This is a genomic window from Rhizobium brockwellii (assembly GCF_000769405.2).
Classification (GTDB): Bacteria; Pseudomonadota; Alphaproteobacteria; order Rhizobiales; family Rhizobiaceae; genus Rhizobium; species Rhizobium brockwellii.
Map to the genome: position 1 here is coordinate 123,187 of NZ_CP053440.1, position 15,751 is coordinate 138,937.

The 15,751-nt window shown below is 61.2% G+C and carries 11 protein-coding genes; 1 reads left to right on the forward strand and 10 read right to left on the reverse strand.

Annotated elements, in window-relative coordinates; genetic code table 11:
- Positions 1-42: 42 nt before the first annotated feature.
- From denD to ligD, 3 genes are all read right to left on the reverse strand, one after another.
- Complete coding sequence (gene denD / locus RLCC275e_RS24205; RefSeq protein ID WP_033183170.1) at positions 43-1,029, reverse strand: D-erythronate dehydrogenase; 987 nt, start codon at positions 1,027-1,029, stop codon at positions 43-45.
- Between the two features lie 21 nt (positions 1,030-1,050).
- The gene (locus tag RLCC275e_RS24210; protein WP_033183169.1) at positions 1,051-1,779 is read right to left on the reverse strand and encodes a FadR/GntR family transcriptional regulator; all 729 of its coding nucleotides are present in this window, start codon (positions 1,777-1,779) and stop codon (positions 1,051-1,053) included.
- 160 nt (positions 1,780-1,939) lie between these two features.
- On the reverse strand, positions 1,940-4,585 hold the full coding sequence (gene ligD, locus RLCC275e_RS24215) for a DNA ligase D (protein WP_033183168.1): 2,646 nt from the start codon (positions 4,583-4,585) through the stop codon (positions 1,940-1,942).
- A 179-nt stretch (positions 4,586-4,764) separates the two neighbouring features.
- Here ligD and RLCC275e_RS24220 point away from each other — a divergent pair, with 179 nt between their 5' ends.
- Entirely contained in the window at positions 4,765-6,531 is a 1,767-nt protein-coding gene (locus tag RLCC275e_RS24220; RefSeq protein WP_033183167.1) for an SLC13 family permease, read from the forward strand.
- Between the two features lie 61 nt (positions 6,532-6,592).
- Here the strand turns inward: RLCC275e_RS24220 and RLCC275e_RS24225 are convergent, their stop codons facing one another.
- From RLCC275e_RS24225 to araD, 7 genes are all read right to left on the reverse strand, one after another.
- Entirely contained in the window at positions 6,593-7,654 is a 1,062-nt protein-coding gene (locus tag RLCC275e_RS24225; protein ID WP_033183166.1) for an Ldh family oxidoreductase, read from the reverse strand.
- Between the two features lie 69 nt (positions 7,655-7,723).
- A complete protein-coding gene (locus RLCC275e_RS24230) occupies positions 7,724-9,244 on the reverse strand; it encodes an ABC transporter substrate-binding protein (protein WP_033183165.1) in 1,521 nt (506 codons plus the stop codon).
- A gap of 187 nt (positions 9,245-9,431) precedes the next feature.
- Entirely contained in the window at positions 9,432-10,337 is a 906-nt protein-coding gene (locus RLCC275e_RS24235; protein WP_033183164.1) for a 5-dehydro-4-deoxyglucarate dehydratase, read from the reverse strand.
- 17 nt (positions 10,338-10,354) lie between these two features.
- Complete coding sequence (locus RLCC275e_RS24240; protein ID WP_033183163.1) at positions 10,355-11,872, reverse strand: aldehyde dehydrogenase (NADP(+)); 1,518 nt, start codon at positions 11,870-11,872, stop codon at positions 10,355-10,357.
- Positions 11,873-12,051: 179 nt separating this feature from the next.
- The gene (locus RLCC275e_RS24245; protein WP_033183162.1) at positions 12,052-12,762 is read right to left on the reverse strand and encodes a ribonuclease activity regulator RraA; all 711 of its coding nucleotides are present in this window, start codon (positions 12,760-12,762) and stop codon (positions 12,052-12,054) included.
- 22 nt (positions 12,763-12,784) lie between these two features.
- Positions 12,785-13,975: an L-talarate/galactarate dehydratase gene (locus RLCC275e_RS24250; protein ID WP_033183161.1), complete on the reverse strand. Its 1,191-nt coding sequence runs from the start codon at positions 13,973-13,975 to the stop codon at positions 12,785-12,787.
- 9 nt (positions 13,976-13,984) lie between these two features.
- On the reverse strand, positions 13,985-15,721 hold the full coding sequence (araD, locus tag RLCC275e_RS24255) for an L-arabinonate dehydratase (protein ID WP_033183160.1): 1,737 nt from the start codon (positions 15,719-15,721) through the stop codon (positions 13,985-13,987).
- Positions 15,722-15,751 lie beyond the last annotated feature (30 nt).

Consider the following 15,751-nt stretch of genomic DNA (forward strand, 5'->3'; position numbering starts at 1 on the left):
CGATACTCTCCTCCTATGGGGCGGTTTTAGCCCAGCCCAATCTCATCCGGACGCACCCGGAGCATCTTCGGCGAGGTAGACCTCGATCAGCTCGTCCACCGTGGTTTCGGCGACGAAACCCAGTTGCGTCGCGCGTTCGGGCGTAAAGGACTTCGGCCATCCGGCGACGATCCCTTCAATGACCTCGTCGCGGCGACGATCGATCAACTCCGCCGCCTCGGGACCGGCAGCACGGCGCAAGGCGGCAATCTGGTCGGCCACGGTAGCGGCGACGCCCGGCATGGTGAGCGTGCGCCGAACACCCAGCGCCGCCGTGTCGAGTGTGGCCGCATGGATCAGGAACTTGATGGCGGAACGCGGGCTTGCCAGCCAGTGCTTGACCGTTTCTTCGACCGGAAGAACAGCCCGCTGGCCTGCGAGCGGTTCACGCAGGATTCCGGAAAAGAAGCCCGATGCGGCGGCATTCGGCGCACCCGGCCGGATGACGATGGTCGGCAACCGGATTCCGACGCCGTCGATAAAGCCGCGCCGCGAATAGTCGGCAAGCAGAAGCTCGGAAATCGCCTTCTGGACTCCGTAGCTGGTGAGAGGTGCGAGCACATAATCATCGGGAATGGGATCGGGAAACGGCGAGCCATAGACCGCGATCGACGAGGAGAATACGAACCGGGGAACATAGGCTTGGCGGCTTCCTTCCCGGCGGATCGCTTCCAACAGCAATCGCGTGCCGTCGAGATTGACCTTGTAGCCGAGGTCGAAATTGCGCTCGGCTTCACCGGAAACGATCGCGGCGAGATGGAAGATCACGTCGGCCCGGCGAGCCGCCAGGGCTTCCGCTGCGCCGCTTTCGGAAATATCGGCAGCCAGTGCCTCCACCGGCACGGAGGCGCCTTCCGGCACCGGCGGAGCCGCGACATCCGCGAGCGTCAGGCGGGTGATTGCATGATCGCCGAGGGAACTGCTGCGCCCCAGTGTGGCGGCGAGCTTCCGGCCGATCATTCCTCCTGCTCCGATAATGAGAATATGCATCGTGTTTCGCCTCCCTGCGAACTACGAGAAGAGTAATTTGGTCGTCGTATAAATACGGGTTTCGTGGATCGCGAAGGCCGCGCATGCGGCATCCGGGTCCCGCGTCTCCAAGCCAGCGAGGATCAACCGGTGATCGGCGATGCTCGTGGCGATCGTTCCGGGCTGCGATACGACGCGCCTTCGGTGGCTGAGAAGATAGGAATAGAGATCGGCGGCCATGTCGGCCAGCACCGCATTGCCGCTGGAACGGTAGATAGCGGTGTGAAATTCTCGGTCGCAGATCAAAAAACGGACGGGATCGTCGCAGGCGGCTTCCTGTGCTGCGATCGACTTGCGGAGATAATCAAGGGTCGACGGCTCCATCTTGACCGCCGCGGCCCTGACGACCTGTGCTTCGATCAGCAGCCGCGCCTCGTGAACATGGTCAAGACTGTAGGCCGCAATGTCGCGATACCGCGCAGTCTGGACCGCCAATTCGCCGACATCCTCTGACGCCACGACCGTTCGCGTCCCTTGTGCAACCGAGAGAATTCCATGCGTAGAAAGGATCAGGATCGCGCCGCGGACGGTCTCGCGGCTGACGGAAAGCGCGGAAGCGAGCTCCCGTTCGCTGGGCAGCGGGTCGCCGGCTTTGAGGATGCCGGTGGCGATGAAGGTCGCAATCTTCTGGACGACGAAGTCTTTCATCGACTTCTTCGGCGCTCCCCCAAGCGTCGCAACGTCGTCTTCGAGCATCGCCCGAACATCCATCGCCATCCCCTCCCCCTGAGGTCTGCTGGTCCGGTAAGTGGGCCAGTAGACCTCAGGGGCAAGCGATTGTCAACGCTTGGATGTCCTCGATCGATTCCACAGTTATTTGGAGCAATTTCGTGAAGGGCAATATCGGCACGCAGAGAAATCACTCAGATACTCAAGCCGCCTTGGAAGCCTTGCCGCGCCGTTTGATCGCTTGCTCCAGCGGACGCTTGCCATCGCCGTAATCTTCCCAGGCAGTGGACTTCGACAGCAGGGTCGGAACGGTGCGGATAGTGAAGCGCTTGGGGTCCAGATCTGATTTGACCTGCGTCCAAGTCAGCGGCATGGAGACGGTGGCTCCCGATCGGGCGCGCGGTGACAAAGGCGCCACGGCCGTCGCCATGCGGTCATTGCGCAGATAGTCGAGGAAGATCCGGCCGTTCCTCAGGCTCTTCGTCATCTTGATCAGATAGAGATCGGGATTGTCGCGCGCCATCTGCTGGCAGACGTCGTGTGCGAAGCTCTTCGCTTCCGCCCACGAAAGCGGCTTGCGCTTGTTGACTGCGAGTGGCGTGACGACATGCAGACCCTTGCCGCCAGTCGTCTTGCAAAAGCTGATCAGACCCAGCGCGTCGAGACGGTCCCGCATTTCGCGGGCTGCCGAAACGACCGCGGAGAATGGCACGTCCGGACCTGGATCAAGGTCGAAGACGAGCCGGCCGGGCACCTCAGGCTGATGCGGTTCGCAATTCCAGGGGTGCAGCTCGACGGCGCCGATTTGGGCGACGGCAGCCAAGCCTTCGACCCGGTCGATTTGCAGATAGGGCTTTTTATCGCCGAAAACCTTGACCAGTTCGAGAAGGTTCGAGGTGCCGGGCATCGCATGGCGCTGGAAAAACTGCTCGCCGCCGATCCCGTCGGGCGCGCGGATGATGGAACATGGCCGTCCCTTGATGTGCTCGATCAGCCAGGAGCCGACGGCTTCGTAGTAACGGGCCAGCTCTTCCTTGCTGACAGGTTTGCCGTCATTGGCATCCGGCCACAGCGGCTTGTCCGGGTTTGAGATCAGCACCCCCATGACCTCCGCCTTGGCGCCTTTTTTGCGGACGGGTCTAGCCTTCGCCTCCATGGCCGGCTGCGGCACGTCAGTTTGCGCGGGCTTTGCCGGCCGTTCGGCCTTGACTTCTTTGGCCGGCTTGTCGTCCCGCAATCCCTTGAAGGCCGCCTGCCGGACAATACCGTCGGCGGTCCAGCCCGCGAATTCGATTTCCGCCACGAGCTTGGGCTTCAGCCAGGTGACCTCGGCCTCCTTCTTCGGCGCGCCGATGCCGGTGAACGGCGACTTTGCCGTCTCGAGCGCTTTCAACTTCGGAAGCAGCGTTTCAACCTTCTTCGCGCCATATCCTGTGCCGACGCGGCCGACATAGACGAAGTGGTCGCCGCGGTAGACGCCGACCAGCAGGGATCGGAATTTCCCGTTGGTCTTGGCATAGGCGCCGATCACCACCTCGTGGCCGGCGCGGCATTTCGACTTCGCCCAGCTTTCGGTACGGCCGGATTGATAGGGTGCATCCGCCTCTTTCGAGACGATGCCTTCCAGCGAGAGTTTGCAGGCAGACCGGAGAACTGCATCACCGCCGGTGTCGAAATGCTCGACGAAACGGATGCGCGGATCATCGCCGGCGTCGGACAGAAGGCTTTGAAGCCGCGTCTTGCGCTCGACGAGCGGCAGAGATCGCAGGTCGTCGCCACCCTCGTAGAGAAGATCGAAGGCGAAATAGACGAGTTCGCCGGTCTTGCCTTCCGAAAGGGCCGCCTGCAGGGCCGCGAAATCAGGAACGCCATGATCGTCGAGGGCGCAGATCTCGCCGTCGATGATCGCATCGGGCAGTGTCGATGCCGCCTGGGCGATCTCGGGATATTTGGCCGTCCAGTCGAGCCCTTTCCTGGTCTTCAGCGTCGCCTCACCATCCAGCACCCGCATCTGGATCCGGTAACCGTCGAACTTGATCTCGTGAATCCAGCCGGTGCCGGCCGGAGGGCGTTCCAGGGTCTGGCAGAGCTGCGGCGCAATGAAATCCGGCAGATCGACTTTTGTGGCCGGTTTCGATTTCCGACCGCCTCCGGCGTTCTCTTTTCGCTCTTCGGCAGCCAGTCCGTGATTGCTGTCCCAGACGGCATCAGCCTGAACGTCGCCACCCTCGACCATGAAAGGCTTGGGCTTTCGTCCCTTGCCGGCGGCAATCATTTCCATGGTTCGGCCGGAGGCGACAGAGGTGTCGTTCTTCTCGAGGATCGCTTCGCCATTATTTTCGACAGAGAACTCATCATGGTGTTTGATGAGCAGCCAATTTGTCCGGTTGCCGCCGTTGCGATCATTGCGCATGCGCACCAGCACGAAGCTGCCGTGCAGGCGTTTGCCTTCCAAGGTGAACTTGAAGTCACCCTTGGCGAGGGCCTGCTCGGGGCTCTTATTTCCTTCCGGTTCCCAATAGCCCCGATCCCAGAGCATGACCGTCCCGCCGCCATACTGACCTTTCGGAATGGTGCCTTCGAAGTCGCCATAGTCGAGCGGATGATCCTCGACCTCAACTGCCAGTCGCTTGTCGTGCGGGTCGAGAGACGGGCCTTTGGTGACCGCCCAGGATTTGAAGACGCCATCCAGCTCGAGCCGCAGGTCGTAGTGCAGCCGGGTGGCATCATGTTTCTGGATCACGAAGCGACGGCGATTGCTGCGGGCGAGCTGCGTATCGCCGCTCGGCTCCGCCGTCTTTTGAAAGTCGCGCTTCGACCGATAGGTCGATAGTTTGTCACTGGCCATGGTCGTTCCCGAAAGTAACCCCGACAGCGAAATGCCGCCTGACGGCTGGAAGTTCCATCAGGGTGCTCCTCCAGCCGTCAGCGGATAAAACGGCTGGGTATAGACGAGAAAAAAATGTCTCCGTCTCGTCGTATCGTTCTCTTGCTTCAAACGTTAATTGCTACCACCGGGATGCAAACATGCGCGCTGATCAATGGCTATCTCTATTCATCATCGCGCTGATGATGGGCGCGTTCCTGTGGGGTCGTTATCGATACGATATAGTCGCAGTAAGCTCCCTTCTCGCTGCAATCATTGTCGGCATCGTCCCCGCCAAGAATGCTTTTTCCGGCTTTTCCGATGACATTGTTATCATCGTCGGCAGCGCGCTCATCGTCAGTGCGGCGATATCCAGATCGGGGATCATGGATGTCGCCTTGCGCAGATTTTCTCCCGAACGACGCGGGCCACGGATGCAGCTGATCATTCTGGTTGCCATTGTCGCAGCCCTGTCGGCTTTCATCAAAAACATTGGTGCGCTGGCGATCATGATCCCGGTCGCTGTGCAAATGGCCCGGAAATCACGCGTATCACCGTCGATGTTCCTGATGCCGATGTCTTTCGCCTCTCTGCTCGGAGGGCTTATGACGCAGATCGGCACGTCGCCAAACATCATCGTTTCCCGGGTGCGCGAGGAGATCACCGGGCAGCCGTTCATGATGTTTGACTATACGCCTGTCGGCCTGGCGCTCTCTGTAGCCGGCGTTGTCTTTCTGGCGCTGTTCTACAAGCTGCTGCCTGAAAGATCACGGGTCGAAACGTCGATGGATGAGGCGGTGGCGATCAAAAACTACACGACCGAGGCCAAGGTCACCACGCCATCAGGGGCGATCGGGCGGTCCGTCAGCTGGCTGCAGAAGCCGGCGGGCGGCGATGCGATGGTGACTGCGATTATCGGTGGCAACGGCCAAAGACGAACGCCCCTTCCCGACACGGTGCTCAAGGATGGCGACCTTCTTATTATCGAGGGGGAACAGAGCGCCCTCGACAAGATCGTCAGTGAAGCCAAGCTTCAACTGTCCGACCGTAAACACGAGCCCGAGACACGCCAAGATATCAGTTCTGTTGAAGCTATCGTTGGCGAACATTCCCGATTGATCGGCGTCAGCGCAAAAGACGTTTCTCTCTTCCACAATACCGGACTCAACCTTCTTGCCGTCAGCCGCCGCGACAGGCGCTTCACCGAGCGTCTGGGCGAGATCAAGATCCGCAATGGCGACGTCGTGGTCTTGCAGGGCGACTTGCAGAAACTGCCGGATCTTCTTCGCGAATGGGGATGTTTGCCGCTGGTCGAACGAGATATGAAGCTCGGCAACGCCCGCAACGGCATGATTCCCGTCATTATCCTGATGGCAACGATGGGGGCGACAGCCTTCGGAGGCATTCCCGTTGCGACAGCGTTCTTCGCCGCCGCTTTTCTGATGGTGGTCACCGGATCCGTTCCCTTGCGGGAAGTTTATCAGCATCTCGATGCGCCCATTCTGATCATGCTGGCCGCTCTCATTCCGATCAGCGACTCGCTCAGGACCACAGGGACCACCGACATCATCGCGGACCTCCTGTCGCGCACCGCCGAAATGCTCCCGCCCTTCGGCGCTTTGGCTCTGATCCTGGTTGCGGCCATGGCCGTAACCCCGTTTTTGAACAACGCAGCGACGGTTCTGGTCATGGCCCCGATCGCCGCGACCTTTGCCGAGAAGCTGGGCTTCAGGCCCGATGCGTTTCTGATGGCGGTGGCAATTGGAGCCGGCTGTGACTTCCTCACGCCCATCGGACACCAATGCAATACGCTCGTGATGGGACCGGGCGGATATCGATTTGGTGACTACGCCCGACTGGGTCTGCCGCTTTCGCTCATTGTGGTGGTCGTCAGTGTGCCGATCCTGTTGTTGGTCTGGCCGATCTGATTGCACCTGACACCGGGCATTGCGGCGACCGATAAGAAGTTTCGAAGTAGAGATGTGTTCCTCACGCGGCGACGTCGGGAATAGGCAAGCCTAGAATCTCGGCATGTTTGCAAAGCTTTTGCCAAGCTGCATCACCGACCGGCACGCCCTCTTCCAGCGCCGAGCGGCGCTTTCGCGCTGCGCTGTCGCCCGGCATGCGAACGGGGCCATTGTTCCAGGGCGCGGGAGGATTGCTGCGGCAGGCAGAGGCGAGAAAGTCAGACTGCGCTGTAAAGGCATCGAGTCCGGCAAAAAAGGCGGGATCGATGACCTGAAGGTAAGCGCTTTGCGAAAAGACACCGGACCGCGTGTTGGCCCGTCCCTTGCCGGAAAGCCCCTGCCCCAGCAACTCGACGATCAGTCCGAGCCCAAAACCCTTGTGCCCCTTCAACTGGCCGCCAAGAGGCATCATTGTCCCGCCCCGTTCCGTCACCTCGCGCGGATCATCGGTTGGCTCGCCTGCAGCGGTGACAGCCCAGGCCTCCGGAAATTTCTTGCCGGCCTTCGCCAGGTTTTGCGTCATGGTCGTGGTGGTGATCGAGGCCGAGACGTCGATCAGGATCGGATCCGCAGATGTCGGGAAGCCGGCCGCCATCGGGTTGGGCGTCAGAAGCGGCTTCGTGCCGCCATAGGGCGCAACGCGGCTTGCAGCGGGATGCGAGACCGACAGCTGCACGATGAGGCCCCGGTCGGTTACCTGCCGCATGAAGGCTGAAAGAGCGCAGGTATGGTGGCAGTTTCGGATCGCGGCGGTGACGACGCCATGATCGCCGACCCGTTCGCAGGCCTGCTCGATCGCCTTCGTCAGCAGCCATGCACCGGGCAAGGATTTGCCGTCCCAAACAAAGGCTGCGCCGCGGTCATTGACGACCTCATAGCTGCCGGACTTTGCCAGCGAGCCGTCATCCAACGCCTCGACATACCAGTTCAGAAGGCTGACGCCATGGGTTTCGTGGCCGATCATGTCGCCTTCCACCAGGACGGCGGCAGTCGTTTCGGCCTTGTCGGCCTCCATTCCGGCGCGGGTCAATATCTGCTTTGCGAATTGAGTCAGGGCAATGCGGTCAATCAGGGGCATCGGCATTCTCCCTCACGTCATGGAAAGCACGGGCCGCTATTTGCGGCGGCCCGTGGTTAAGTGCGGCATACCGGCTTACTTGAAGCGGATCTGCGACAGCTGCAGTTCGGAATTCGTCGCGATCGTCGGCTTGAAGTCGAGACGCGGCGAGACGCGGGTGAAACCGACCATGTGAAACATCGGGATGTCGGCGATGATTTCGGTGTTCACCTTGGCGAAAAGCTCCTTCCAGAGTTTCGTGCGCTCGTCGCCGGTGGCAGACGTTGCCTTGGCGATCAGCGCGTCGACGGCGGGATCGCGAACCATGGAGTGCGAGCCGTCGGTCGCGTATTTCACGAATGCGGTGAAGACGGGGTCGCCGGTCGCATTATCGTGCTGCGACTGGGTCAGCGTCGGACCGGAGTCGGCGACAAAGGGTGCAACGAAGTAGCCGTTCCACACGGAAACGTCATACATGTCGAGCTTTACGTTCAAGCCGACTTCCTGAAGCATTGCCATCATCGCTTCCATCGCTTCGGTGGCGTTGGGATATTGCCCGTTGCGACCGATGATGCGGATCTCTTGATCGACGGGGACGCCGTCCGCTTTCGCTGCTGCGACAAGTTCCTTTGCTTTTTCGGGATCATAGGGCCAGGCGGGGATATCGGCATTGTAGCCGATCGTGGTCGGCACGACGAGCTGTGTCGCGATCTTCGCCTGTTCGGGGAACAACGTTCCGAGCATCGCCTGACGATCGATGGCAAGGTTCATCGCTTCACGGATGCGCCGGTCGTTAAGGGGTGCTGCGCGCGTATCGATGCGCAGCGATGTCGTCTCCGAATTCGGATAGGCGAAATCGGTTTCCTTGTTGGTGGCATCCTGTACGGATACGGCCGGAACGATATCGGCTTCGCCGGCATCGACCATGGCGGCAGCAACGGCGCTGTCGGAGCGGAACAGATAGGTCGCCTGTTCCACCTGGGGTTTCTCCCCCCAATATTCCGGATTGCGCTTCAGCACGATCGACTGGCCGATTTCCCATTTGTCGAACGTATAAGGGCCGGTGCCAATCGGCTGGCGGGTGAATTCGTCGGCTGGTGTCGCCTCGGCCGATTCCACAGCCATCACCGTCATCAGAAGCGGAAGAATCGGCTGCGCCGGTTTTGTCGTAATGCGGATCGTGTTGGCATCGGGCGTTTCGAAGCTGAATTCCGTGCCGCCGAAATATTTGCCGCCGGTCTCGCAGCTGAGCTTCTTGTTCTTGTTGCGCTCGATGGTGAATTGGACATCCTTGGCGGTGAACGGCTTGCCATCGTGCCATTTGACATTCGGGCGCAGCTTGAACTCCCAGGTGTCGTCATCGATCTTCGACCATTCTGTCGCCAGGCGGGGTTTGAGGCCGCCGTTGACGTAGTCGAATTCCACCAGCATCTCGTTGACGTTTTCAGAAATGACCCGGCCGACGTCCTGGCGCGCTGCCATACAGGGTTCGACGACATCGACGGTTTCGGCAAGCACAATAGTGACGTTGCTCTTGGCATCCTGAGCGTACGCCATACCGCCGCTCAGCGTGAGCACCGTTGTTGAAAAGCAGGCAGCCAACAAATGCAGTTTCATTTCGTTCTCCTCCCATGCGCCCTTGGCGCTCCTCACAGTAGATCTGCGTCCCGTTTCCGGTGCTCCGGCATCCATCTCCTCAATAGCTAAGTAAAGCACAAGTGCACTAATATACTAGTTGGCGACAACCTTCAACTCTGGCGATCCCAAAGTGCGGCGCCGTCAACCTTGTCTGGCGCGCGAAATTTTACTTGGCCGAAGCAATCAGTTCGCGCATCATTTCGACTTCCTCGTCGGTCAGATCCGTCAGCGGCGCCCGCACCGGACCGGCATCAAAGCCGCGCAAACGCACGCCTGCCTTGACCGCGGATACCGCATAACCGGCCTTGCGATCGCGGATGCGGGCGAAGGGATAGTAGAAATCGCGCAGCATCTGCTCACAGGCCGCGTCGTCGCCGGCGAGGAATGCCTTGTGGAATTTCAGTGCCGTTTCAGGCACGAAATTGAAGATCGCCGAGGAATAGGTCGGCATGCCGGCTCCGCGATAGGCCTGGGCAAACAGTTCGTGTGTCGGCATGCCGCCGATATAGGAAAGGCGGTCGCCGAGCGCGATCGTGACACGGCGCACCGTATCGATATCGCCGGTACCGTCCTTGAAGCCGATCAGATTTGGGCATTCGTCGGCAAGCTGAGCAAGCTGCTCGGCCGAAACCCGCGCCTGGCCACGATTATAAACGATAACGCCCATACTGGTGGCCTTGCAGACAGCCCGTACACGCGCGGCGATTCCATCTGCCGGCGCCTCAGTCAGGTAATGCGGCAGCAGAAGAACGCCGTCGCCACCGGCCGCCTCGATCTCGCGGGCCATGTCGCAGGCAATGCGCGTGCCGTAGCCGCATCCGGCAATAACAGGCGCATCGCCGGACACTGCGCGGGCGACCTTTACCACCTCAACCACCTCGCCCGGCGTCAGCGAGAATAGCTCACCGGTGCCGCCGGCAACGATCAGGCCGGCAACGGGGTACGATGACAGCCATTCCAGATGCGCTGAAAACGGCCTGGCGGCAAACCGGTCCTCGGCATCGAAAGGGGTGACGGGAAAAGACAGCAGGCCGTTGCGAATGATCTCGCGAAGTACCGTCGGGGCAATCAATTTGGCACTCCTCGGTTTCAGTTGCGCAGGTCTTGGGGCAACAGGCCGGCAGGGAAATTCTGGTAGGCGACGGGGCGCAGAAACCTGCGGATCGACATGGTCCCGACGCTGGTTGCGCCGAAGTTGGTCGAGGCCGGGTAGGGTCCGCCATGCACCATGGAATCGACAACCTCGACGCCGGTTGGGAAGCCATTGACCAGCAATCTACCAGCCTTCCTTTCGAGGATCGGCAGCAGGTCGCGGGCAAGGCCAAGATCGGCGTCGTCCATATGGATCGTCGCGGTCAGCTGTCCCTGGAAGCTTTCGGCAAGGGCGAGCATCTTTTCAGGCGAGTCGACGCGCACGACGAGGCCGAGAGGGCCGAACACCTCTTCGCTGAGGGAGTGATCGGCAAGCCAGGCCGAGCCGTTGGTCTCGAACAGGTTCGGCGCTGCGTCGCGGCCAGCACTCTTTGCAGCAAGAACCGGCGCGACGGCATTGCTTGCCCGCATCCGGTCGGCACCGTCATGATAGGCCGTGGCGATGCCGTTGGTCAGCATCGTCTGCGGCGCCACCTTTTCAAGGGCCGCCTTGGCGGCACTGGTGAACTTGTCCGCCTCCGGCCCGTCGACGACGACGGCGATACCGGGTTTGGTGCAGAACTGGCCGGCACCAAGCGTCAGGGAACCGGCCCAGCCTGAACCGATCGCCTCTGCCCGGGCAGCGGTAGCGGCTGGCAGCAGGAACATCGGATTAACGCTGCCGAGTTCCCCGAAAAAGGGGATCGGCTCAGGGCGCTGGGCGCAAAGGTCAAAGAGCGCACGACCGCCGGCAAGCGAGCCGGTAAAGCCGACAGCTTTGATGGCCGGATGCGTCACCAGGGCCGTTCCGACATCACGACGGCCGCCCTGGATCAGGCTGAAGACGCCGGCCGGCATTCCAGTGCGCTCGACAGCGGCTGCAATCGCCTCGGCAATGATCTCACCTGTGCCGGGATGGGCTGAATGTCCCTTCACCACGACCGGGCAGCCCGCCGCTAGCGCGGCCGCCGTATCGCCGCCGGCCGTCGAGAATGCCAGCGGAAAATTCGAAGCGCCGAAGACGGCGACCGGGCCGATCGGCCGCTGCACCAGACGGATCTCGGGCCGCGGCGCCGGTTGCCGATCGGGTTGGGCCGCATCGACGCGGGCGTCAAGATGCGCGCCCTTGCGGATATGGTCGGCAAACAGTCTGAGTTGGCCGGTGGTGCGAGCGCGTTCGCCGTTGAGCCGGCCCTCCGGAAGCCCGGTTTCCTGCGTTCCAATGAGGGTGACGGCCTCGCCGCGCTTGTCGATCTCCTCGGCGATTGCCTCGAGGAAAATGGCGCGCTCCTCGCATGTCGTTGCCGAAAATGCTGCAAAAGCAGCTTCGGCAGCGCGGCAGGCGCGGTCGACCAGTTCCGTTGTGCCGACACCAAAGTCATGTGCCTGCCCATGCGCCGGCTCGGACTGAAATGTCGTCGTTCCGGCAATCCACTCGCCGGCGATGAAATGCCTGCCTGAAGGGGTCCAGCTCATTGTTATTCTCCTCGGCGGAGCCCCGCTCCGTCCTGATGCGTGAAGTGTTGTCCAAGGTGCGCCGCCTTGGAACAGGATGATTTTAGGCCAGGTCTGCCCAAAATCTGGATCCTGTTCTAAATTAAATAGTTAGAGCATGATGTCGTCCGAAAACCGCTCACACTTTTCGGCATCATGCTCTAGCGGCCATTCACCTTCCGCCATTCGGCAAAGAGCGTCAGATTGCTTTCGTCGGTGGCCGGGTAGAGGCCGATGATCGTGTGACCTTGCTTGACACGTTCCGTGACGAAATCCTCGTAAGCGGTCATCTCTACCGCTTCATCGGCGATCTCGTCGGCAATCTCGGCAGGGATGACGATCACGCTGTCGTCGTCGCCAACCATGATGTCGCCCGGGAAGACCGCCACATCGCCACAGCCTATCGGCACATTGATGTCGATTGCCTCGTGCAGCGTCAGGTTGGTCGGACTGGAGGGACGATGGTGATAGGCGGGGATATCGAGGCCGCCGATGGTCATGGCGTCCCGGAAGCCGCCATCCGTGACGACGCCGCCACCGCCGCGCATCATCAGGCGAGTAATCAGGATGTCGCCGGCGGAGGCTGCTCGCGGATCCTTGCGGCTGTCCATCACCAGAACAGAGCCTTCCGGGCAAGTCTCGATGGCAAGCCGTTGCGGATGTTTCGGGTTTCGAAAGACGTTCATCGCATTGCGATCCTCACGCGCCGGCATGTAACGCAGCGTGAAGGCCGGTCCGACCATATTGCGGCCCTTCGGCTGCACCGGCCGAACATCCTGGATCGTCTGGTTTCTCAGGCCGCGCTTGAACAGCGCCGAACAAAGCGTCGCGACGGAGACACCCATCAGTTTTTCACGGGTTGCGGGGTTCATATTTCCTTCTCCTCGTTCTCATTCAGACGCCGAAGCTGCACGTTTCCACGGTCCAGTCGCGGGCTTTGCCTGTTAGGCTGCAACCGAGCCCCGTACGTGCTGGCACGATCATCCGGCCATCCTTGATCTCAAGTTGTTCGTTAAACAGTGGCGCCAGCCAATCGAAATGCTCTACCCACGGCTCATGCGCATAGGCGGCCGCCAGGTGCAGATGGATTTCCATGGCGAAATGCGGGGCCAGGCGCATGCGTTTCGCCTCGGCGTGCGTGCAGATGCGCAGAAAGGGCGTGATGCCGCCGACACGCGGCGCATCTGGCTGAATGAAGTCGACCGCATCGGCCCGGATCAGCGCCATGTGCTCGTCGGCGCTGGCCAGCATTTCGCCGGTGGCGATCGGTGTGGCAAGTTCCCGCGCCAGCGCCGCATGGCCTTCGGCGTCATAGGCATCGAGCGGCTCTTCGATCCATTCGAGATTGAGCGGTTCGACCAGCCGGCCGAAGCGCAACGCCGTCGTGCGGTCCCATTGCTGGTTTGCATCGACCATCAGCGGGACACGGCCATCGATATGGCTGGTCACCGCATCAAGTCGGCGAAGGTCGATCATCGGATCTGGCTGTCCGACCTTGATCTTGATGCCGCCGATGCCGGAAGCGATCGAGTGGTCGATGGCATCGCGGATTTCCTCGACGGTCGATGACAGGAAGCCGCCGGAGGTGTTGTAGCAGGCGACACTGTCGCGATGGGCGCCAAGCAGTTTTGCGAGCGGCAGGCCGGCGCGTTTCGCCTTCAGGTCCCAGAGGCAGATGTCGATGGCGGCGATTGCCTGTGTTGCAATGCCGGAGCGGCCGACCGAGGCCCCAGCCCAGCAGAGCTTGTCCCAGATGCGTGCCGTATCGTTGGGGTCTTCGCCGATCAGGTTGTCGGCAAGCTCGCAGGCATGTGCATAAAGGGCAGGTCCGCCTGCCCTCTTCGAGTAACTGAAACCGAGACCGCTATGGCCGGCCTCGGAGACGATCTCGCAAAATAGAAAGGCCACCTGCGTCAGCGGCTTCTGCCGGCCCGTCAAAACCTTGGCATCGCTGATCGGCCGCGCCAAAGGCAGGTAAACGAGCGACAGGGTGACCGATCGGATGGCGTCCAGCTTGGACGGACCGGCAGCGAAGCCAGCCTTGGGTGGCTGTGCGGGAATCGTACGTCGATCGGGAACAAACATCGTAGTGCCTCAGTTGATAGCCGGTTCCGGCGTCTTGCCACCGAATTCCGTCGTCAGGAAATCAAAGTCGCAGCCTTTGTCGGCCTGCTCGATATGGCCGGAGAACATAAAGCCGTAACCGCGCTCGTAATGCCGCGTCGGCGCCACCCAGGCGGCCCGCCGCGCTGTGATCTCTTCTTCGGAAACCAGCATATTGAGGCTGCGTGCCGGAATATCAAGCTCGACCATGTCCCCCGTTCTCAGCAGCGCCAAAGGCCCGCCAACATAAGATTCCGGTGCGACATGCAGCACGCAGGCACCGAAACTGGTTCCGGACATGCGGGCGTCCGAGATACGCACCATGTCGCGCAGGCCGAGCTTCAACAGCGCCTTCGGCATCGGGATCATGCCCCATTCCGGCATGCCCGGTCCGCCCTGGGGGCCGGCATTGCGGAGTACCAGAACCGTGTCCGGCGTCAGCGGATAGTCGGGATCGTCGATGATCTTCTTCATCTCCGCATAGCTGTCGGCGACCAGCGCCGGGCCGCAATGGCGATGGAATTTTGGGTCGCAGGCCGCCGGTTTGATAACCGCGCCGTCGGGACAGAGGTTCCCCTTGAGCACGGCCAGCGAGCCTTCGTGATAGACCGGGTTCGACAATGGCCGGATAACGTCGTCATTGTAGATCTTCACCTGGTCGAGACCATCCACCAAGGGTTTTCCCATAACGGTGATCGCGGTGGGATCCAGCTTGTCGCCGAGCTGTTTCATCAGGGCGCGCAAGCCGCCGGCATAAAAGAAATCCTCCATCAGGTAGGTCGAACCGGAAGGCCGGATGTTGGCGAGAACCGGCGTCGTGCGACCGATGCGATCGAGATCATCGAGCTCCAGCGGGACGCCGGCGCGCCGCGCCATGGCGATCAGGTGAATGATGGCATTGGTGGAGCAACCGGTCGCCATGGCGACCGTGACCGCGTTGTCGACGGCGGCCGGAGTGATGATCTGGTCCGGCGTCAGATCCTCCCACACCATATCGACGATGCGGCGGCCACAGGCCGCCGACATGCGCTGGTGGTTGGCGTCGGCTGCCGGGATCGAGGATGCGCCGGGCAGCGTCAATCCCATGGCCTCGGCGATCGCCGTCATCGTCGACGCCGTGCCCATGGTCATGCAATGGCCGTAGCTGCGGGCGATTCCGCCTTCGATGCCCTGCCACTCCTCCTGGGTGATCGTGCCGGCACGCCGCTCGTCCCAATATTTGAAGCCGTCGGTACCGGAGCCTAGCGTCTTGCCGGCATAGTTGCCGCGAAGCATCGGGCCGGCGGGCAGATAAATGAAGGGAATACCCATGCTGGTTGCGCCCATGACAAGGCCGGGTGTCGTCTTGTCGCAGCCACCCATCAGAACGGCGCCATCGACAGGATGGCTGCGCAGCAGTTCCTCAGTCTCCATCGCCAGCATATTGCGATAGAGCATCGTGGTTGGCTTGACGAAGTTTTCGGAAAGGGAAAGAGCGGGCAGTTCCATGGGGAAACCGCCCGACTGAAGAATTCCGCGCTTCACCCATTCGGCGCGTTCCCGGAAATGCATGTGGCACGGCTGGGCATCGGACCAGGTGTTGATCACGGCAATGATCGGCTTTCCCTGCCAGTCCTCCGGCGCGTAACCCATCTGCATGGTTCGCGACCGGTGGCCGAACGAGCGCTGATCATCCGGTAGCATCCATCGGGCGGACCGCAATTGCTCGTAGGTTTTCCTCGCGGTCACGGCTCTCTCCCACCTTTTCGCTTGCTTATT